The organism is Actinophytocola sediminis (genome assembly GCF_054779715.1).
Genome location: NZ_BAAGXS010000035.1, coordinates 213430 through 233020, shown reverse-complemented (window position 1 = coordinate 233020; position 19591 = coordinate 213430). Strand labels below are relative to the sequence as shown.

Genomic DNA, 19591 nt, shown 5'->3' with positions numbered 1-19591 from the left:
GTCCATGACGGCAGACGCGATAACCGTCGGACTGCGTGAACTGCGGCAGCACGCTTCCGACCTCGTACGCCAGGTCGAGGCCGGCCAGGAGATCACCATCACCGTCGCCGGTCGCCCCAGCGCACGTCTGGTGCCGATCGCCGGCCCACGGCGTTGGCAGAGTTTTGCCGAGATCGCCGACATCTTCATCGGCGCGCCGGATCGGGACTGGGAAGCGGACCGGGAGCTGGTCGACCAGAAACTTCGCGACCCCTGGGACGAAGCGTGAGGGCAATCCTCGACACTCGCCGCCGCGGTGGTCAGTGCCGGAAGGCAACCACGGGCTCGTGCGATGGACCTCCTCATCGCGGCAACAGCACACGCCCACAATGCTCGCCTCTGCACCCGAAACATCAAGGACTTCACGTTTCTCGAAGGCTTCATCGAGATCGACGAAGCCTGAAGTCCGCGCGGGGATCGGACACGCAGGCGAACTCGTCAGCCGTTGGCCTCGTTGTAGACCGTGGCCGCGTTGTCGATGGTGATCAGCTCGGTCTCCAGCGTCTGCTCCTTTGGCACCTCGGCGCAGTCGACGAGCAGCTTCCTCGCGGTCTCCACCGCCTCCCTGCCGGCCGTCGGGTAGATCAGCGTCGCGGACAGCCGCCCCTGCTCCACCGCCTTGAGGCCACCGGAGGGGATCGGCAGGCCGTCGATGCCGATGAACTTCATCGACTTCTCCCTGCCGGCCGCCTTCGCCGCCAGGTACGCGCCCTCGGCCATCGGGTCGTTGTGCGCGTAGAGCACCTCGATGTCCGGGTTCGCCTTGAGCATCGCGTCCGCCTGGGACTGGCCCTTCTCCCGCAGCCAGTCGCCGTCGGAGCTGGCGATGATCTCGATGCCGGAACCCTCGATGCCCGCACGGAAACCGTCGCCACGCTCCTTGGCCGGGGTCGCGCCGGCCAGGCCGCGCAGCTCGCCGACCTTGCCGCCGTCGGGCAGCAGCTCCGTGGCGACGTACTCACCGGCGGTGCGGCCGATCTCCACGTTGTCCGCGCCGATCCAGGTCGTGTAGGCGTCCCCGTCGACCTTGCGGTCGAGCACGATCACCGGAATGCCCTTGTTGTAGGCCTTGGCCACCACCGAGGTCAGCGGGGTCGCCTCGTTCGGGCTGATGATCAGCAGGTCGATCTGCTTGGTCAGGAAGTTCTCCACATCGGACACCTGCTTCGCGTTGTCCTGCTGGGCGTCCGCGAACTCGACGGTGAACTGCGGCACCGACTCGGCGGCCGTGCGGATGTCGTCATCCATCCGCTCGCGATAGGGCTCGGCCACGTTCGCCTGGCTCATGCCGATCGTGTACTCGCCGTCCTGGCCTGCGCACTCCTCACCCGCCCCGCCGGCTTCCTGGTTCTGGCCGCTGTTCTCGCTGGTCGTTCCACATGCGACGGACAGCGCGAGCGCGGCGGCCATGGTGCACACGGTCGCCACGGCACGACGTCGGGCCATTTCACTACCTTCTTTCCTGTGTACGGCGCGGTTATCCAGCGGGTCGAAGCCGTTGCAGACCCGCGGCGACGACGATCACGAGACCCTTCACCAGCAGCTGCACGTTCGGGTCCACACCGTGCAGGCCGAGGAAGTTGTTGAGCACACCGAGCAGCAGCGCACCCGCGACCGTGCCGGTGACCGAGCCGCGACCACCCATGAGGCTGGTGCCGCCGATCACCACCGCGGCGATCGCGTCGAGCTCGTAGCCGAAGCCGTCGTTCGGGCTGCCCTGGTTGAGCTGCCCGGCATGCACGATGCCGGCCAGTGCGGCGAGGAAGCCGCAGATGCAGAAGACGATCACCTTCACCCTGGTGACCGGCACACCGGACAGCCGGGCCGCCTTCTCGTTGCCACCGATGGCATAGACGTGCCGGGAGAACGCGCTGGTGCGCAGGAACACGATCGCGACCACCGCGACCACCGCGAAGATCAGCGCGGGAATCGGCACCAGCCCGTTGAACGTGCGCTCGCCCAGCAGCGAGAACGCCAGTGGCGCCTCGCCGGGCGCGTCCCCGTAGGCGATCGCGACGCCCTGCCCGCCCGACCAGATCCTGGCCAGCCCGCGGGCGATCTGCATGCCGGCCAGCGTCACGATGAACGCCTGGATGCCGAACACCGCGGACGCCATCCCTTGCAGGAAGCCGAACCCGAGCCCGATGAGCAGCACGATCAGCACCGTGGCGACGACCCCGAAGTCGCTGTCCACCATCAGCACGGCCGACCCGACGGCGGCCAGGCCGAGCACCGCGCCGACCGACAGGTCGATCCCGCCGACGAGGATCACGAACGTCATGCCCACGGCCATGATGCCGATCTCGGACACCGCGCGCACCACGTTGAACAGGTTGTCGCTGTTGAGGAACAGCAGGTCCCCGTCGTGCTGGGGCGAGAACACCACCGCCACGACGAACACCGCGACCAGCCCGAACAGGCTCTGGAACCGGAACAGCGCGGCCACCAGCTCCCGGCGGCGGTCGCGCGCCCGGTCCTCCGGCCGCGCATCGTCCTGCTGGGACACCGTCACCCGACACCTCCCGTGTCCACCGCGATCGCCGTGCTGCCCGCACCCATCGACGCCGCCAGCAGGTCGGCCTCGCCCGCGTGGCTCGTGTCCAGCTCACGCACCGTGCGACCGCCGGACAGCACCACCACCCGGTCGCACACCCCGACCAGCTCGGCCGGCTCCGAGGACGCGAGCAGTACCCCGATGCCCTGTTCGGCGGCCTGGCCGAGCAGCGCGTAGATCTCCGCCTTCGCGCCGACGTCCACTCCCCTGGTCGGCTCGTCCAGCAGCAGCAACACCGGGTCGGTCAACAACATCCGGCCGAACACCACCTTCTGCTGGTTGCCGCCGGACAGCGTGCCGACCGGGTCGTTGATCGAGCCGAGCTTCACCCTGAGGTCCCCGACGATCCGGCGGACCGCGCCGGTCTCCCGTGCCCTTGGCACGAACCCGGCGGTCGCGATCTTGTCCACAATGGACAGCACGGTGTTGGCGAGTACCGAGTGGTCGATCGCCAGCCCGGCCACCCGCCGGTCCTCCGGCACGAACGCCATCCCCATGGCCAGCGCCCTGCGTGGCCCGCGCGGCCGGATCGGCGTGCCCCGCAGGCGGATCTCGCCGTGCAGGGTGCCACGCGAGCCCGCGCCGAACAGCGTCTCGAGCAGCTCGGTCCGCCCGGAGCCGAGCAGTCCGCCGACGCCGACGATCTCGCCCCGGCGCACGGTCAGCGAGATGCCGTCCGGCTCGCGCCTGCCCGGCCGCTCCCGCCGGGGCGTGATCGCGAGGTCGCGCACCGCCAGGATCTCCGCGCCCGGCTCGACCGCGCGGGTGCGGAACAGGGTCTGCACCGGCCGGCCGACCATGGCCTCGGCGGCCTTCGCCGCGGTCAGCTCGCGCGCGGCGAACTCCTCGACCACCGCGCCGTTGCGCAGCACGGTCGCCCGGTCGGCGATCCGGCCGATCTCGTCCATGCGGTGGGAGATGTACACGATGCCCGCGCCTGCCCGGCGCAGCTCGGTGATGACGGTGAACATCTGCTCGACCTCGACCGGCGAGAGCGCGGAGGTCGGCTCGTCCATGATCAGCACCGTGGCGTCCAGCGAGAGCGCCTTGGCGATGGCGACCAGCTGTTGTTCGCCGGTACGCAGCTCCCCCACCGGGCGCCGGGGGTCCAGGCGCACCCCGCAGCGTTCGAGCAGGCCCCGGGTAATCGTGTTCATCGCCCGCCGGTCGACCGTCCGTAATCGGGTCCTCGGCTCCCGGCCGAGGAAGATGTTCTCCGCCACCGACAGGCCGGGGACCAGGTCCAGCTCCTGGTGGATCATCGCGATCCCGGCCCGCTGGGCCTCGACCGGCGCGCCGAACCGCCGCGCCACCCCGCTCACCAGGATCTCGCCGGTGTGGTCGGTGACGTCGCCGGAGAGCACCTTCATCAGCGTCGACTTGCCGGCGCCGTTCTCCCCGAGCAGCGCGTGCACCTCACCGGCGCGGATCGTGAGATCGACCTCCCGGCAGGCGCGCACGCCACCGTAGGACTTGCTGATGCCGATCATCTCGACCAGCGCGTTGACACCGTCTCCCATGAATCCCTCTTGCCGAGCCGGGGGCGCGAGAAATCGATTACCCAGACGCTAGGGGTGACACTGCACACTGTCAAGCGTCCGGACGAGCGCACGAACCCGCACGCACGTGCTAACCTGGGCGCATGTCTGTCTCGCTTCGCAACATGCTGGCGCGCGCGGGACTGCGGGTCGACGCCGACGAGTTCCTCGAACTGGTCGAGGACGCCGCCCGGCAGCTGTCCCCCGCCGATCCCGACCCGGCCGACTACTTCGACGACACCCAGCGATCGGTCCTCGCCGACGTCGGCCTCGACCTGTCCGCGCGCCACCAGGGCGAACGCGACTCCCGGGCCCGCGCCGTGGCCGCGCAGGCTGTCCTGCGCGACACCGCGCTGACGGTGGCCGGCGCGGCCGAACGGGTGAACGTCGACCCCAGCCGCATCCGCCATCGCCTCGCCGAGAACCGGCTCGCCGGCTGGAAGGACCGGGGCGGCTGGCGGCTGCCGGTGTGGCAGTTCACCAACACCGACGTGCTGCCCGGCCTGGACGTGGTGCTCGCGGCGATCCCCGAGGACCAGCCCCCGCTGATCGTGGCCGCCTTCATGACCACCCCCCAGGCCGACCTCCAGTTGTCCGACGCGCCAACCACCCCCCGCGACTGGCTGCTGACCTCCGGCGACCCGGCCAGGGTCGCCCTCCTGGCCGCCACCCTGGGCACGCCCGAATAGCGCCGAACCAGCGGATGTGGGGGAAGCCGCTACCGAACACCGGGCGAGTGGTTACCCTTGGTTCGTCCTCGCTGCCGGCGACCAGGAGACACGTCGACGAATGTCACGGCTTCCCCAGCCGCCGGCCCCCGCTGCGCTGAAGACCATGTTGCGCCCGCACGAGGACATCGTCGCGGTGCATTCCGGTACCCGCCTGGTGCGCGTGTTCTCCGCGGCCGGCCGGCACCAACAGCGCTGGAACACCTTCCGCCACTCCGGGCCACTGGCCCACGCCCGGTTCGACCCGCACCCGCCGGGACCCAACGGCGAGCGGGCCGCCACGGCGGCGCACGGCGTGCTCTACTTCGGGCTGTCGGTGCGCACCAGCGTGGCCGAGGTGTTCCAGCAGACGTCCATTGTGGACAGGACAACCCGGCGCCCGCACCTGGTCGTGTTCCAGCCCAAACGCACCCTCAACCTGCTCGACCTGACCGGGCTGTGGCCAACCAGGGCGGGCGCGTCGCAGGAGATCAGCAGCGGCGCCAAGGACGTCACCCAGGCCTGGGCCCGCGCGATCCGCGTCGCGTTCCCGGACCTGGACGGCCTCTGGTACCGCTCGTCGATGGACTCCGGGGAACCGGCGGTCTGCCTGTGGAACCCACCGGCGGCGGACGCACTCCCCGCGCAGCCGGACATCCTGCTCCCGTTGGACTACCCGGGCCTGGATCTCCCGCTGTCGCGGGTGTGCGACTCCCTCAACTACACGCTGCTCTGACTACGGACGCCGGTCAGCCGGCTCCTCCACCGCCGGTTCGCCAACGGGCTCACCGGGGTGCTCGCCTGGGTNTCGCCTGGGTGTTCGCCTGGGTGTTCGCCTGGGTGTTCGCCTGGGTGTTCGCCTGGGTGTTCGCCAGCGGACTCGCCGACGGCCGGCGCCGACGCCTCGGTCTGCGCGCGACCGTCCTTGCGGGTCTTCAGCAGGCTGGCCACCGCGGTGATGATCAGCACGCTGACGATCACCGACAACGACAGCTCGATGCCGACGGTCGGGACGTTCAGCGGCTCGCCACCGTTGATGAAGCCCAGCGTGTTGGTGTGCAACGCCTCGAGCACCATCTTCACGCCGATGAAGCCGAGGATGACCGCCAACCCGATCGACAGGTAGACCAGCCGCCTGAGCAACCCGCCGAGCAGGAAGTACAGCTGCCGCAGGCCCATCAGCGCGAACGCGTTCGCCGCGAAGACCAGGAACGGCTCCTTGGTCAGCCCGAAGATCGCCGGAATGGAGTCCACCGCGAACATCAGGTCGGCCGAGCCGATCGCGATCATCACCACGAACATCGGGGTCGCGAAGCGCCGGCCGTCGATCTTGGTGAAGATCTTGGCGTCCTGGTAGTCCTCGGTCACCGGGAAGAGCTTGCGGGCCCACTTGGTGACCCGGTTCTCCTCGTAGTCCTCGTCGTCCTCCTTGCCGAGGTTGGACTTCGACAGCTTGACCGCGGTGTAGACGAGGAACGCGCCGAACACGTAGAACACCCAGCTGAACTGCGCGATGGCCGCGGCGCCGACCGCGATGAAGATGCTGCGCAGGACCAGCGCGAGCACGATGCCGATCAGCAACACCTTGTGCTGGTGGATCGCCGGCACCTTGAACGCCGACATGATCACCAGGAAGATGAACAGGTTGTCGACCGACAGCGAGTACTCGGTGATGTAGCCAGCGAAGTACTCACCGGCGAAGGTAGCGCCGGAGAACGTCCAGATGGCGACGCCGAACAGCAGGGCGCAGGCGACGTAGAAGGCCACCCACCTGGCTGCCTCGCCGACCGTGACCTCGTGTGGCTTGCGATCGACGATCACCAGGTCGATGACGAGCAACACGATCAGCCCAGCCACCGTGGCGAGCCAGATCCATACGGGCACGTTCATACAGGGAACCTCCGGTCCAACGTCGTTGACGACCGGAGGTCTCTCCCGCCAGCGGGTCACTGGCCGCCGACGCCGGGATCCATACGGAAGATCCGTGTTGACGACGTCGACGCGAAGGAATACTCCCCTCCACAACTCCGTCATTGTCCCGTGCTGATCGCGAACACACCAGTCGGCACCAGTTGTCCTAGATCACATTTGCGGACATTGAGGACGAATCGGTCCGGGAACGCTGCGGGGGCTCTCAGCTACTCTCAGGATCGGTCGAATACGGTCATGCCGTGCCCCGAATCTCCCGTTCCGTCCTGCGATGGCTCCTGCTCGGCGTGGCCGTCGCGGTCGTCGCCGCAGGCGGCGTGGTCTGGCTCAACAGTGGCGACGAGCCGGCCCAAGTCCGTACCAGGGACGAAACCCTCACCGGCGCGGACGCCAGCATCCGCCTCGACGCCACACTCTATCTGCCAGAACAGACCCCGGCGCCCGCGGTGATCGTCGCGCACGGGTTCGGCGGCAGCAAGGACAGCGTCGACGCCGAGGCCCGCGAACTCGCCCAGCGCGGGTTCGTCACGCTGGCCTACTCGGCCCGCGGGTTCGGCCGCAGCTCCGGCCAGATCGCGCTGAACGCCCCCGAAGCCGAGGTCGCCGACGCGAGCGAGCTGGTCAGCTGGCTCGCCGAACAGCCGGAAGTGGTCACCGACGCCGATGGCGACCCGAAGGTCGGCGTCACCGGCGGCTCCTACGGCGGCGCGCTGTCGCTGCTGCTGGCCGGCACCGACGAGCGGGTCGACGCGCTCGCGCCGACGATCACCTACAACGACCTGAGTCAGGCGCTGCTGCCCAACTCGGCCACCACCGGCACACTGCCCAACACCCCGGCGGCCAACGCCTTCGCCGACAACGGCGTGTTCAAGCGGTCCTGGGCGGGCATCTTCTTCGCCGCCGGGGTCGGCGGTTCCGGGCTCGACCCGAGCACCGACGCGGTCGAGGCCGGCGACGAGGACGACGACGCGGACGCGCCGGCGAACCCGGGCGGCGCACCGGCCGAGGCGCCAGCCGAGGACGGCGCGGCTCCCCAGGGCGGGGCCCCGACCGGCGGCGGCATCGACCCCGGCGACCCGTGCGGCAAGTTCCGCGAGGACTTCTGCGCGGCCTACGCCGAGGTGGCCACCACCGGCCGGGCCAGCCAGCAGACCGTCGACCTGCTGCGCTCGGTCTCGCCGAGCACGGTGACCGCCAACATCACCCAGCCGACCCTGCTGGTGCAGGGCGAGCAGGACACCCTGTTCGGGCTCGACCAGTCCGACGCGACCGCGCGGCAGATCGCGGCAGCCGGCGGCAAGGTCCGGGTCATCTGGTACACCGGCGGGCACGACGGCGGCCAGCCGGGCCCCGGCCTGCGCGGCAAGATCGCCGACTGGTTCGACTTCCACCTGCGCGGCCGGGGCACCGACCCCGGCGCGGGCTTCGAGTACGCCGTGCAGGGTGCGCTGCGGGTGCAGGGCGCGCCCTCGGTGCGCACCGTGTCGACCGGCACCTACCCGGGCATCGACGGCGCGGGCGAGACCGAGCGCCGCCGGGTGCCGCTCTACGGCCCGGAGCAGACGATCATCAACCCGCCGGGCGGCAACCCGGCGTCGGTGAGCAGCATGCCCGGTCTCGGCGCGGTGATCGGCAGTTCGTCGCGGCTGGCCGGCAGGCTGGCGATCGACCTACCCGGCCAGGCCGCGCGGTTCGCCAGCCGGCCGGTGAACAACCAGCTGCTGATCGCCGGCTCGCCGACGGTCCGGCTGCGGGTCGCCGGCATGCCGGGAATGCCGGCGCCGGATGGCGCGGTGCTGTTCGCGAAGCTCTACGACGTCGGCAAGGACGGGATCCGGCTGCTGCCCGGCTCGGCGGTCTCGCCGCTGCGGATCCCGGCGCTGCCGGCCGACGGCAGCCCGGTCGAGGTCACCGTCACGCTGCCGGGGATCGTCCGGCCGATCGAGACCGACCGCCGGGTCGAGCTGGTGGTCAGCACCACCGACCAGGCCTACGCCACACCGGCCCAGGCGGCCGCCTACCGGGTGTCGCTGGTGGAGGACGCGGCCGCCATCGAGGCGCCGGTGGTCACCGGCACCAACTCCGACACCGGGCCGCCGGCCGGTCCGTTGGTCGGGATCGGGATCGTGCTCGGGGTGGTCGTGCTGGCGAGCATCGTCGGCGCCATCCGGCGTCGCCGGTCGGTCGACCACGACACCGCGCTGGACGACGTGCCGCTGGTGATCGAGAACCTGTCGAAGTCCTACCCCGGCAAGGTGAAGGCGGTCGACGACCTGTCCTTCCGGGTGGAGCGCGGGCAGGTGCTCGGGCTGCTCGGCCCGAACGGCGCCGGCAAGACGACGTCGCTGCGGATGCTGATGGGGCTGATCAGGCCCACCGACGGCCACATCAGGGTGTTCGGTCACCGGGTGTACGCCGGCGCGCCGGTGCTGTCCCGGATCGGCTCGTTCGTCGAGGGCGCCGGCTTCCTGCCGCACCTGTCCGGACAGGCGAACCTGGAGCTGTACTGGGCGGCCACCGGACGGCCGACCGACAAGGCGCACTTCACCGAGGCGCTGGAGATCGCCGGCCTCGGGGACGCGGTGCACCGCCGGGTCCGGACCTACAGCCAGGGCATGCGCCAGCGGCTGGCGATCGCGCAGGCGATGCTCGGCCTGCCGGACCTGCTGGTACTCGACGAACCGACCAACGGGCTCGACCCGCCCCAGATCCACCAGATGCGCGAGGTGCTGCAGCGGTACGCGTCGGCCGGCCGCACGGTGCTGGTGTCCTCGCACCTGCTGGCCGAGGTCGAGCAGACCTGTGACCACGTGGTCGTGATGCACCACGGCAAGCTGGTCGCGAGCGGCCCGGTGGAGTCGATCGTCGGCGGCGCGAGCGAGGCGACGTTCCGGGTCGACCGCCCGACGGACGCGGCCGACCTGCTGCGCGAGGCCGACGGCGTCCACGACGTGGTGGTCGATGGGCCGCTGGTGCACGCGGACCTGAACGGTCTGCCGCGCGCGGAGGCACTGGCCACGCTGGTCCGGGCCGGCGTCGCGGTCGAACAGGCAGGCCCCCGCCGCCGCCTGGAAGACGCCTTCCTGCAACTGGTCGGAGAGGAAAGCCGACCATGAACACTGGACCCCGCGAAGAGAGCCAGCACGAACCGAGTGCTCAACAGCCGCACCCAAGGGGAACGGGACGCGACCCAGCCACTGGTACGCACCATACCGAACGGGATTCACACAACGTGACCACAAGGGAAAAATCCGGGGAGGCGGACGTCCATACCGATCCGGCTGCGCTTGCGCAGCTGACGGATGCGGCGGCGCACGAGAAGATCGAGGTCGCGCCGGACGGGTCGGTGGTCGGCTACAAGGCGCGGCGGACGTTGCGGCTGCGGGTCGAGCTGGCTCGCCAGCTTCGGCGGCGGCGGGTGCAGTTGGTGCTCGGCTTCCTGGTGCTGCTGCCGTGGATCCTGTGGGCGGCCTTCGAGTTCGGCACCGACGCGACCGGGCAGCGCTCCGGCGGCTTCGTCGACCTGGCGACCTCCAGCGCGCCGAACTTCGTGGTGTTCGTGCTGTTCGCCGTGTCGAGCTTCCTGCTGCCGATGATCGTGGCGCTGTTCTTCGGCGACACGATCGCCAGCGAGGCGTCCTGGTCGAGCCTGAAGTACCTGCTGGCGATGCCGATCCCCCGGCACCGGCTGATGCGCCAGAAGGCGATCACCTCCGGGCTGCTGTCGCTGCTGGCGGTGATCCTGCTGCCGGCGGTGTCGCTGCTGGTCGGCGTGCTCTTCTACGGCACGGGCGAGGCGGTGAGCCCGACCGGGGACGCGATCTCGTTCGACCAGGCGATGCTCGCGTTGCTGTTCACGGTCATCTACCTGGCGATCCACCTGCTGTGGGTGGCGGGCCTCGCGCTGTTCCTCACGGTGTCGACCGACGCGCCGCTCGGCGCGGTCGGCGGCACGGTGCTGGTGGCGATCCTGTCGCAGATCCTCGACCAGATCACCGCGTTGGAGGGGCTGCGCGACTACCTGCCGACGCACTACGCGTTCGCCTGGTCCGACCTGATCTCCACCGACATCGACTGGTCGAACATGGCGGCCGGCGCGTTCTCCGCGGTGACCTACGCGGCGATCTTCGGACTGCTCGCGGCCCGGCGGTTCCGCACCAAGGACGTCACCTCGTAGCCCGACCGCCGACAGCTGACCTCGTACGCCGTGGTGGCGCCTGCCGCCACGGCGTACGAGTGTGTCGACACCCGTGCTCGAGCACCGCTGCCTGATCGAGTGAATGCCAGTCGACATTCCGCGCCTATCGTTTTGACAGCTGCTACGGTGCCGCATGCCTTTTCGGAGGTATCATTCTGCCACGTGGCGTTCTGCTAGTGGCATTCCGGCAGGACGCGCGTCGAGGGAGATGTCATGGCAGAGGGCGCCAGCCAGGTGATGCAGCAGCGACGGCTTCGCGCCGAGCTGCGCCGGATGCGGGACACCACCGGCCACACCCAGCGGGCGGTCGCGGACTCCCTCGGTTGGTCGGTCTCCAAGGTCATCCGGATCGAGACCGGCGCCGTGCACGTGTCGACCTCCGACGTGATGGCGCTGCTGCACTTCTACGGCGTCAGCGACCAGGACACGACCACGCGCCTGCTCGACGTCACCCGCGCCAAGGAGAAGTCGTGGTGGGACGCCTACCGCAGCGTGCACAGCCAGCAGTTCCTCGAGTTCATCGCCTACGAGGACTCCGCCCTGCGGGTCCGGCAGTTCATCGGTTACGTCGTGCCGGGGTTGCTCCAGATCGAGGACTACACCAGGGCGATCATCCGCGGCTACGAGTCCGACGAGGAGAAGATCGAGCGCAGCGTCCGCATCCGCAAGCGCCGCCAGCAGATCCTCGACCCGGACGCGGGCCGCGAGATCTGGTTCATCATCGACGAGGCCGCCCTGCACCGCTGGATCGGCGGGCCGGCGGTGGCTCGCGCGCAACTGGTCCACCTCAAGGAGATGGCCAGGCAGCCCAACATCAGCATTCGCGTCATCCCGTTCTCCGCCGGCATGCACATCGGGATGCGGGCGTCGTTCACCCTGCTCGAGTTCCCGTCCGACGAGGACCTCATCGTCAACATCGAGGACCCCTACCGCGAGGCACTCGTGCGCGACGATCTCCAGACCACCAGCGAGTTCGTGGAGGCCTTCTACTCGCTACAGGAGGTCGCGACCCAGGACGAGGACCTCGACAAGATCATCGACTCGGTGCTGGCGGGCATCAGCCCCGGCACCTGAACGAAGGAGGCGCAGCCGTGCGATGACCACGTTAGACAGCGGAAGCCAGGCCGAGCAGACGGTCACCCCGACGTCGGGGACCGACCGGCTTCCGCAACCACGGTCCCCGGAGTCGGTCGACGCGCACGCCTGCCCGACCATCGGCCTCGTCACGGCGATCCCCGAGGAGTTCGCCGCGATGCGCGCGCTGCTCGACGCCCCGACCGAGCACTACGTCGCCAGGGACCCCGCGACCTACGTACTCGGCTCGGTCCCCAGCCGGGAGGCCGGGCAGCGCCACCACGCCGCGCTGACCCTGCTCGGCGAGACCGCCACCGACGCGGCGGCCGCCGGGTGTACGCATCTGCTGCGCAGCTTTCCGACGGTCACCGCCGTGCTCATGGTCGGCATCGCGGCCGGCATCCCGAACCGGCAACGGCCAGACCACCACGTCCGGCTCGGTGACGTCGTGGTGGCCACCCAGGGAGTCGTCGACTACGGCCACGTGCGCAGCGTCGCCGACGGCGACCAGCCACGCCGGCAGTTCCCCCGCCCGTCACCCCGGTTCGTCCGGTGCGCGGACCTCCTCAAGGCCGACGAACTCGGTGGCCAACGACCGTGGGAGACCTGGCTTGGCAAAGGGCGGCCAGCCAACCTGACCGGGTACGGCAGGCCCCCACAGCACACCGACGTGCTGCGTGACCGGGCAGGCGACCCGCTCCCCCACCCACGGCGCAACCTCAGCGGGCACCCCCGGGGCGGCATGCCCAAGGTGCACTACGGATCGATCGGCAGCGCGGACATCTCGCTGCGGGACGTGGCCACCCGCGACGAACTCGCCACCAGACACGGTTTTCTCGCCGTGGAGATGGAGGGCGCCGGCATCGGCCGCAGCAGCTTCCTCAACGGCAAGGAATGGTTCGTCGTCCGCGGGATCAGCGACTACGGCGACGGACACCGCGACGACGCCTGGCGCCGGTACGCCTCGCTCACCGCCGCGGCTTATGTGCGCACGATGCTGAGCAAATGCCTGCCGCTGGAACTGCCCAACGGCTACGCGTACTCGTAGTGATGTTTTCCGGTGGGCGGGCCGGCGAGGAACATCCGCCATTCCGCGCTGGGGAATCGCAGCGGCCGGGCGGCGCGGTCCTTGGAGTCGCGCACCAGTACCGCGCCCGGTATCGCGGCCAGTTCGACGCAATCCCCGCCATTGCTGTTGCTCGCGCTGCTCTTCCGCCATACGGCCATGCGCACCTCCCAGGTCGCGGGCACCGGAACGTGCCGGCTGGTGAAGAGCTCTGACCTGAGCGTAACTGACTACAGCACCCGTTCCAGGGTCGCCGGGGTCACCACGGCCTGGATCAGCGCCGCGATGTCGGGCAGCAGCCGGCCCGATGACGTGGTCGCCAGGTAATGCGGGGAATCACCGTGTTCGACGTGGATACCGGGGATCTTCATGCTCATCAGGTACGGCGAATAGAGGATCATGGCGTCCGCCGAGTTCAGGTCGACGGCAATCGCGGCGAATCCGGGAAAGGCGCGCGTCTGGTACACGTGCAGATTATCGGTCACCGCGCCGTGGCGTTCTTTGAAACGTCCGAACGCGACGATCGAATTCCTGATCTTCGCCGGCAGGTCCTCGCCGCGATATTCCGCGAGCGTCGCCGTCGCCGCGCAGTCCGGATCCAACAGCACACACCGGTAGGTGCCGCCGCGCGCGAGGAACGCCAGCACCTCGTCCCGGTAGTGCGCCGGACGTTCCGCGGTGGTCAGGTAACCCGAGGACGTGCGCAACCCGGTGCCCAGGTCGAGGACGTCGGCGTGCGCGGCGCGCACCAAGCGCACCTTCTCCAGCTGGCTTGGCCGCTGGGGCTGGGCGAACACCGGCGTGCTTCCGGCAAGCCCGGCCTTGGCCAGCCACGCCCGGCGGGCGTCGCGCGCCGTGCCGGACGGGGTCATCAGGTAGACGTTGCTGCGCTCGTGGTCGCCGACGAACACGAAGTGCTCGGCATGCGGGCCGGCGACCTGGTACACCGCCTCGGACACCGCGAGGCAGTCCGGCGGGGTCAGCTCCTCCAGGTGCGCCGCGAGGTTGATCACCGGCGAGTGGATCGCGCCGGTCCGGCCGTCCTCGGTGTAGCGGATGGTGCCCTTGTGCACGGCCACCCGCAGCCGCAGCTCCCCGCGCAGCTCGGTGTGGCTCAGCTCCTCGCGCACGGCCGGCAGGTCGACCCGCAGGATGTCCCTGGCCGCGGCCAGCGCCACGTCCCGCGCGACGCTCTCGCTCTCGTCGTGCACGGCGAGCATCCCGCCGTCGCCGCGCCACGACCACAGGTCGGCGCGGGCGCAGCCGTGCGCCGCGGCCAGCTCGCTGACCCGGGCGACGGTGCGCTCGCGCAGCAGATCGAACGCGTGCGCCGCCCGGTCGAGCGGGTTGTGCCGCACGACGCTGGAGTAGCCAGACGCGTCCACCACCAGCAGGTAGACGTTGTCGTAGGTGTGCCCGGGGCGAAACGCCACGGACTCACTCTAGGCAGCGCCCGTTCCCGGCCCGCTCACACCCGCCTGCTGCGCAGGTAGTCGCCGACCACCGCGGCGCCGAGCCCGTCCAGATCCGGGTTCACCACCCGGCCGCCGCTGCGCCGGGCGATCAGGTTGACGAACTCCGCCAGCTTGGGGTCCTCGCCGAGCATGAACACCGACACCGACGCACCGAGCTTGGCCAGCGCGTCCACCTCGGCCACCGTCTTGCGCAGGGTCGCCGGCAGCGGCGGGTAGCTGAACTCCGCCTCGCCGTCCCGTTCGAGGTGGGCCGTCGGCTCGCCGTCGGTCACCACCAGCACCACCGGATGCGCGTCCGGATGCCGGCGCAGGTGCCGGCCGGCCAGCAGCAGCGCGTGGTGCAGGTTCGTGCCCTGCTCCCACACCCCCTCCAGCCCGACCAGCTCGGCGAGATCCACCGTGCGGGCGTGCCGGCCGAAGGTGACCAGCTGCAGCGCGTCGGTGCGGAACCGGGTGGTGATCAGCTGGTGCAGCGCCAGCGCGGTGCGCTTCATCGGCACCCACCGGCCGTCCTGCACCATCGACCACGACGTGTCCACGCACAACGCGACCGCGGCCCTGGCCCGCTGCTCGGTCTCGGTCACCTCGACATCCACCACATCGAGGGACACCGGCCCCGTTGAGGCGGTGCGCATGACCGCGTTGCGCACGGTCCGGGGCACGTCCCACGGCTCGGTGTCGCCGAACTGCCACGGCCGGGTGGCACCCGTCGGCTCACCGGCCGCGCCCGCCTGCCGGGCGTCGCGCTGGCCCTGCCGGCGCACGGCGTTCACCACGTCCTTGAGCGCGCTCTGCCCGAGCCGGCGCAATGCCTTGGGGGACAACCGAAGCGAGCCGTCCGGGGCACGCTCAAGCAGGCCCTGGGCGCGCAGCTCACGTTCCAGCTCGGCCAGCCTGCGGGCGTCGACCGACGAGTCCTCGTCGAGCTGGCGCTCCAGCGCCTCCAGGTCGATGTCCTCCAGCCGCGCGCCGGGATAGGACTGCCCAAGCTGCTCGGCCAGCGCGTCGATCTCCGCCAGGTCGGCCATCGCCTGCGCGCCCTCACCGAGGCCGAGCGGCTGGTTGCCGCGGAAGCGGGCCGAGCCGGTCCAGTCCTCCCCCGGCCGCAGCGCGCGCAGGTTCGCGTCCAGCGAGGCGACCTGCTCGACCAGTCGCGGGTCGCCGAACGCGTTGCCCATCAGCTCGGCCAGCTCGGCCCGCTGCTGGTCGGACATCGAGTTCAGCATGCGCTGCGCGGCGGCCGACCGCTGGGCCAGCGCGTCGATCAGCTCCTCGGTATTGCGCGGGTTCTCCGGGAAGAACTCGCCGTGCTGGCGCATGAACTCGCCGAACTTGGTGGTGGTGTCCTCGCCGCGCAGGTGGGCCAGCAGCAGCTCGTTGAGGTCGGCCATCATCCGGCGGATGCGCTCGGTGTCCTCCTGGGACATGTTCGACAGGGCGTCCTTCATGCCCTGGAACCGCGACTCCAGCAGTTCCTGGCCGAGCAGGTCCTGGATCTTGCGGTAGGACTCGCGGGCCTGTTCGGAGCGCCAGTCGTACTCGGCCAGCTCCCGGACCGCCGCCGCGGTGCCCGAGGGGAGCGCGTCGAGCTGGGCCTCCCGGAACCGGGCGTCGTCGTCCGGGTCGGGGAACAGCGCCGCCTTCTCCGCGCGCAACGCCTCGGCCAGCAGCTCGCGCACCTCGCGCAGCGTGCCGTCGAGGTTGTGCCGGCGCTGAATCTGCGCGCGCCGTTCCCAGAGCCGTCTGGTCAGCTCGTCGAGACCGGAGGTGTTCGGCGTGCCCCGGCGCAGCAGTTCCTCCAGCGCCGAGCGCGGCGACCGGCCGTCCAACACGTCCTGCCCGATCGCGTCCAACGCCTCCCGCAGGTCGACCGGCGGCGCCAACGGATCCGGCCCGTCATGCCACGGCCCGTAATCGAACCGATCCGGCAGACTCATGGCGTTGACCTCGGTTCGCTTCGCTCCGTCGCTAACACGCCGCCTTCCCTCCTCCGCTGCTCGGCGCTGACGCGCCTGCGCTGCTCGTCAGTCCAGGCGGCGAGGACAGTTGGCAACGAGCCGGCTCGGGTCGCAACCACCTCGCCAAGCTGTCGCCGGCGAGGTTGGGAACTGTCCTCGAAGTACGCGACTCCGCTCTCGCTCACGGTCCGTACACCGTGGTGCCGTCGGCGTTCTCGCTGGAGTCCTTGGCCAACCGGCGACGCAGGTACAGCGACTCCAGGGCCAGTTCCACGGCGGCGGCGATCCGGCCTGGCGGGTCGGTCGGCCGGACGTCCAGCCGCGTGGCGACCTCGTGCAGCACCGGCAGCTCCGGTAACGCCGCCAGCACCTCGCTGCCCGGCACCCGCTCACCGGTGGCCACCAGGTGACCGTCCACGACCGCGTCCACCAGCGGCTTGAGGTCCAGGCCGGCGAACTTGTCCTTGGCCGTCTCGGCGACCGCGCGGCGCAGCAGGTGCACCAGGTGCTCGACCTCCCGGCCCTCCTCGCCGGACTCGAACTCCAGCTTGCCGCGCAGCACCGAGGGCACCGCGTCCAGGTCGATCGGGCGGGCAACGGCCGGGTCCTCGCCGATCAGCGCGGACCGGCGCAGCGCGGCGGCCGACACCGTCTCCGCGGCGGCCACCGCGAACCGCGCCGACACCCCGGACCGCTGGTCGATCGCCGGCGACTCGCGCAGGTTGCGCACGAACCTGGCCAGCACCTCCAGCAGCGGGTCGCCGACCTCGGCGAGCAGCTCGGCCTCCTGCTTGATCACCTCGACCTCGGCGGCCACGGTCAGCGGGTAGTGGGTGAGCACCTCGGCGCCGAACCGGTCCTTGAGCGGGGTGATGATCCGCCCCCGGTTGGTGTAGTCCTCCGGGTTGGACGTCGCGACCAGCAACACGTCCAGCGGCAGCCGCAGCGTGTAGCCGCGGACCTGGATGTCCCGCTCCTCCATCACGTTCAGCAGCGCGACCTGGATCCGCTCGGCCAGGTCCGGCAGCTCGTTGACCGCGACGATGCCCCGGTGGGCCCTCGGCACCAGTCCGAAGTGGATGGTCTCCGGGTCGCCGAGACTGCGCCCGGCGGCGACCTTCACCGGGTCGACGTCACCGATCAGGTCGCCGACGGAGGTGTCCGGGGTGGCCAGCTTCTCGGCGTACCGCTCGTCGCGGTGGCGCCAGGCCACCGGCAGCGCGTCGCCGAGCTCGGCCGCGCGGCGGCGGGACGCGGGGGTGATCGGGTCCAACGGGTGCTCACCGAGCTCCGCGCCCTCGATCACCGGCGACCACTCGTCCAGCAGGCCGACGATCGTGCGTAACAGCCTGGTCTTGCCCTGCCCGCGCTCACCGAGCAGCACCACGTCGTGCCCGGCCAGCAACGCCCGCTCCAGCTGGGGTAAGACGGTGCGGTCGAAGCCGACGATGCCCGGCCACGGGTTGCGCCCGGCACGCAGCGCGGTCAGCAGGTTCTCACGAATCTCGGTCTTGACGCCGCGCGGCGCGTACCCCGCCGCGCGCAGCTCTCCCGCGGTCCGCGGGAGGTTCTCGGGTCCTGTCACGGTCCTGACGCTACGCAAACTCCGCCGACGGGTCGACGTGGAGCGACTCCAGCTACCGGCTGTCCACGACCCGGACCCCTACGGGACCGGCGATGGCACTAGTTTGCCAACCATGGCCGAAAACCAGCTCGAGCTGCGGTGGAATCCGCAGCCGGCCGACTGGAGCGACGCGGTGCGCGCGGTGACCCCGCTGTACCGGTGGACGCCGTGGTTCGCCGCCGCGCTCGCGGTGTTCGGCGCGGTGCTGTTGCTCCTCGGCGAACCCGTCCCCGGACTGTTCGGCGTCGGCTGCGCGGTGGTCATCGGCGCGTTGCCGGTGCTCGGCGTGTACTCGTCGTTCCGCCGCAACCCGGTGGCGGCCTCGACGGTGACCGCGACCGCGGACGAGCAGTCCCTGCGGGTGATGACCGTGGACGGCACCGCCTACAGCGACCTGCGCTGGTCGACGCTGACCGGCTGGCTGGAGACCCGGCGTAGTTTCGTGTTGCGCACCGAGGAGGCCGCCGCGCTGTTCCCGGTGCCACTGCGGGCGTTCGACGACCAGGCGGAGTTGCTCCGATTTCGTGAGCTGCTCGGCCGCCAGGTCGGTCCGATGCACACAAAGTAGGGCGATCATTCCTCACCCACCCCGAACGGGTGGTAACCCTGGTCGCGTAATCTCTGGATCGTGTCATCACCCAGCGCGACAATGGCGGTGTGGTCCTCGGCGTGGTTGAGTGGCTCCGCCGCCGCCGATGATGTGCTCGATGCCCTGCAGTGCTGGGCCGAGTCGCACGAGGTGGTCGCCGCGGACGAGCGGCTGGCGGCCTCCCTGGAGCTCCCCGAACGTGGTACCCCCGGCGCCGGACTCGCCACCCTGCTGGCCGCCCTGCGCAGAGCCGGCGCGGACGCCGCCCAACTGGCGATGCCGGTGCCCGGCGACGTGCGCGGCCTCGGCGGGCCGAGCCCCTTCGCCTCCGAGGCGCTGCGCTCCGGCGAGGCGGTCGTGCTCGACGGGCTGGGCATCGTGCCGGAGCGGGTCGGCCGGGTGGACACCGGGATCATGCGCTGGACGGTGTTCGACATCACCCAGCTGCCGCCGGCGGCGAACGTGCCGCTCGGCGAGGCCGAGCACGAGCTGACCGGTGCGATGCGGGTGGCCGCCGGCATGCTGATCGAGCTCGGCGTGGCCAAGAAGCGCACCGGCGTGCGCGAGGAGTTGCAGGCCAGGATCGCCGAGCGGACCAAGGCCAGCTGGCCGGAGGCGATGCCCCAGCGCGCGGTGCGGGTGCTGGCCAGGGCCGCCGAGGTGGCCTCGATCCTGGAGCTGGCGATGGAGGACGAGCCGGGCGGCGCGCTGTCCGCGTCCGCCGCGCACAAGCGGGCCGAGGCGCTGCGTCCGCTGTTCCACGCGGTGCGCACCGCCAGGTGTGCCGCGGTCGCGGACGCCGTGCGCACGCTGGCCGACCACGCGGGCCGCCTGTAGGCG

General features: G+C 70.7%; 17 protein-coding genes. 9 read left to right on the top strand and 8 right to left on the bottom strand.

Features of this window, described 5'->3' with window-relative positions:
• Positions 1-4 precede the first annotated feature (4 nt).
• Positions 5-268, top strand: coding sequence for a type II toxin-antitoxin system Phd/YefM family antitoxin (locus ACYVIP_RS22900; RefSeq protein WP_460399572.1), 264 nt, complete (start codon positions 5-7; stop codon positions 266-268).
• Positions 269-477: 209 nt separating this feature from the next.
• On the opposite strand, the gene ACYVIP_RS22895 is transcribed toward ACYVIP_RS22900, so the two are convergent.
• The 3 genes from ACYVIP_RS22895 to ACYVIP_RS22885 are packed head-to-tail and all read right to left on the bottom strand — an operon-like array spanning position 478 to position 4113.
• On the bottom strand, positions 478-1485 hold the full coding sequence (locus ACYVIP_RS22895) for a substrate-binding domain-containing protein (protein ID WP_460399569.1): 1008 nt from the start codon (positions 1483-1485) through the stop codon (positions 478-480).
• Positions 1486-1516: 31 nt separating this feature from the next.
• Positions 1517-2545, bottom strand: coding sequence for an ABC transporter permease (locus tag ACYVIP_RS22890; protein ID WP_460399686.1), 1029 nt, complete (start codon positions 2543-2545; stop codon positions 1517-1519).
• Between the two features lie 2 nt (positions 2546-2547).
• Positions 2548-4113, bottom strand: coding sequence for a sugar ABC transporter ATP-binding protein (locus ACYVIP_RS22885; protein WP_460399567.1), 1566 nt, complete (start codon positions 4111-4113; stop codon positions 2548-2550).
• A gap of 122 nt (positions 4114-4235) precedes the next feature.
• On the opposite strand from ACYVIP_RS22885, the gene ACYVIP_RS22880 reads away from it, so the two are divergent.
• Both ACYVIP_RS22880 and ACYVIP_RS22875 read left to right on the top strand, forming a co-directional pair.
• Positions 4236-4820 (top strand): DNA-binding protein, encoded by a 585-nt coding sequence (locus ACYVIP_RS22880; protein ID WP_460399565.1) that lies wholly within the window; start codon positions 4236-4238, stop codon positions 4818-4820.
• 100 nt (positions 4821-4920) lie between these two features.
• Positions 4921-5574, top strand: a complete 654-nt coding sequence (locus ACYVIP_RS22875) for an RES family NAD+ phosphorylase (protein WP_460399563.1) — start codon at positions 4921-4923, stop codon at positions 5572-5574.
• Here ACYVIP_RS22875 and ACYVIP_RS22870 read toward each other — a convergent pair.
• A complete protein-coding gene (locus ACYVIP_RS22870) occupies positions 5559-6728 on the bottom strand; it encodes a TerC family protein (RefSeq protein WP_460399561.1) in 1170 nt (389 codons plus the stop codon). The two genes, ACYVIP_RS22875 and ACYVIP_RS22870, sit on opposite strands and share 16 nt — an antisense overlap.
• Before the next feature lie 281 nt (positions 6729-7009).
• Here ACYVIP_RS22870 and ACYVIP_RS22865 point away from each other — a divergent pair, with 281 nt between their 5' ends.
• The 4 genes from ACYVIP_RS22865 (at position 7010) to ACYVIP_RS22850 (ending at position 13087) form a co-directional block, all read left to right on the top strand.
• Entirely contained in the window at positions 7010-9883 is a 2874-nt protein-coding gene (locus ACYVIP_RS22865) for an alpha/beta fold hydrolase (protein WP_460399559.1), read from the top strand.
• 116 nt (positions 9884-9999) lie between these two features.
• Complete coding sequence (locus tag ACYVIP_RS22860) at positions 10000-10944, top strand: ABC transporter permease (protein WP_460399557.1); 945 nt, start codon at positions 10000-10002, stop codon at positions 10942-10944.
• Between the two features lie 234 nt (positions 10945-11178).
• A complete protein-coding gene (locus tag ACYVIP_RS22855; RefSeq protein ID WP_460399555.1) occupies positions 11179-12039 on the top strand; it encodes a helix-turn-helix domain-containing protein in 861 nt (286 codons plus the stop codon).
• Between the two features lie 22 nt (positions 12040-12061).
• On the top strand, positions 12062-13087 hold the full coding sequence (locus tag ACYVIP_RS22850) for a 5'-methylthioadenosine/S-adenosylhomocysteine nucleosidase family protein (RefSeq protein ID WP_460399553.1): 1026 nt from the start codon (positions 12062-12064) through the stop codon (positions 13085-13087).
• On the opposite strand, the gene ACYVIP_RS22845 is transcribed toward ACYVIP_RS22850, so the two are convergent.
• From ACYVIP_RS22845 to ACYVIP_RS22830, 4 genes are all read right to left on the bottom strand, one after another.
• Complete coding sequence (locus ACYVIP_RS22845; protein WP_460399551.1) at positions 13072-13266, bottom strand: DUF397 domain-containing protein; 195 nt, start codon at positions 13264-13266, stop codon at positions 13072-13074. The genes ACYVIP_RS22850 and ACYVIP_RS22845 overlap by 16 nt on opposite strands.
• A 69-nt stretch (positions 13267-13335) precedes the next feature.
• Positions 13336-14538: a nucleotidyl cyclase domain-containing protein gene (locus tag ACYVIP_RS22840; RefSeq protein ID WP_460399549.1), complete on the bottom strand. Its 1203-nt coding sequence runs from the start codon at positions 14536-14538 to the stop codon at positions 13336-13338.
• A gap of 35 nt (positions 14539-14573) precedes the next feature.
• Positions 14574-16517: a vWA domain-containing protein gene (locus tag ACYVIP_RS22835; RefSeq protein WP_460399547.1), complete on the bottom strand. Its 1944-nt coding sequence runs from the start codon at positions 16515-16517 to the stop codon at positions 14574-14576.
• A 202-nt stretch (positions 16518-16719) separates the two neighbouring features.
• Positions 16720-18123, bottom strand: a complete 1404-nt coding sequence (locus ACYVIP_RS22830) for a sigma 54-interacting transcriptional regulator (protein ID WP_460399545.1) — start codon at positions 18121-18123, stop codon at positions 16720-16722.
• Positions 18124-18235: 112 nt separating this feature from the next.
• Between ACYVIP_RS22830 and ACYVIP_RS22825 the strand changes: the two genes are divergently transcribed.
• On the top strand, positions 18236-18730 hold the full coding sequence (locus ACYVIP_RS22825) for a YcxB family protein (RefSeq protein ID WP_460399543.1): 495 nt from the start codon (positions 18236-18238) through the stop codon (positions 18728-18730).
• Between the two features lie 60 nt (positions 18731-18790).
• Positions 18791-19588 carry a hypothetical protein gene (locus tag ACYVIP_RS22820; protein ID WP_460399541.1) on the top strand — a complete coding sequence of 266 codons (798 nt, stop codon included), beginning with the start codon at positions 18791-18793 and terminating at the stop codon, positions 19586-19588.
• Positions 19589-19591: the final 3 nt, after the last annotated feature.

Coding starts and splice junctions, on each gene's coding strand:
- ACYVIP_RS22885 (WP_460399567.1), bottom strand. CDS start 4,113: ATGGGAGACGGTGTCAACGCGCTGGTCGAGATGATCGGCATCAGCAAG.
- ACYVIP_RS22825 (WP_460399543.1), top strand. CDS start 18,236: ATGGCCGAAAACCAGCTCGAGCTGCGGTGGAATCCGCAGCCGGCCGAC.
- ACYVIP_RS22845 (WP_460399551.1), bottom strand. CDS start 13,266: ATGGCCGTATGGCGGAAGAGCAGCGCGAGCAACAGCAATGGCGGGGAT.
- ACYVIP_RS22875 (WP_460399563.1), top strand. CDS start 4,921: ATGTCACGGCTTCCCCAGCCGCCGGCCCCCGCTGCGCTGAAGACCATG.
- ACYVIP_RS22895 (WP_460399569.1), bottom strand. CDS start 1,485: ATGGCCCGACGTCGTGCCGTGGCGACCGTGTGCACCATGGCCGCCGCG.
- ACYVIP_RS22880 (WP_460399565.1), top strand. CDS start 4,236: ATGTCTGTCTCGCTTCGCAACATGCTGGCGCGCGCGGGACTGCGGGTC.
- ACYVIP_RS22855 (WP_460399555.1), top strand. CDS start 11,179: ATGGCAGAGGGCGCCAGCCAGGTGATGCAGCAGCGACGGCTTCGCGCC.
- ACYVIP_RS22850 (WP_460399553.1), top strand. CDS start 12,062: ATGACCACGTTAGACAGCGGAAGCCAGGCCGAGCAGACGGTCACCCCG.
- ACYVIP_RS22835 (WP_460399547.1), bottom strand. CDS start 16,517: ATGAGTCTGCCGGATCGGTTCGATTACGGGCCGTGGCATGACGGGCCG.
- ACYVIP_RS22900 (WP_460399572.1), top strand. CDS start 5: ATGACGGCAGACGCGATAACCGTCGGACTGCGTGAACTGCGGCAGCAC.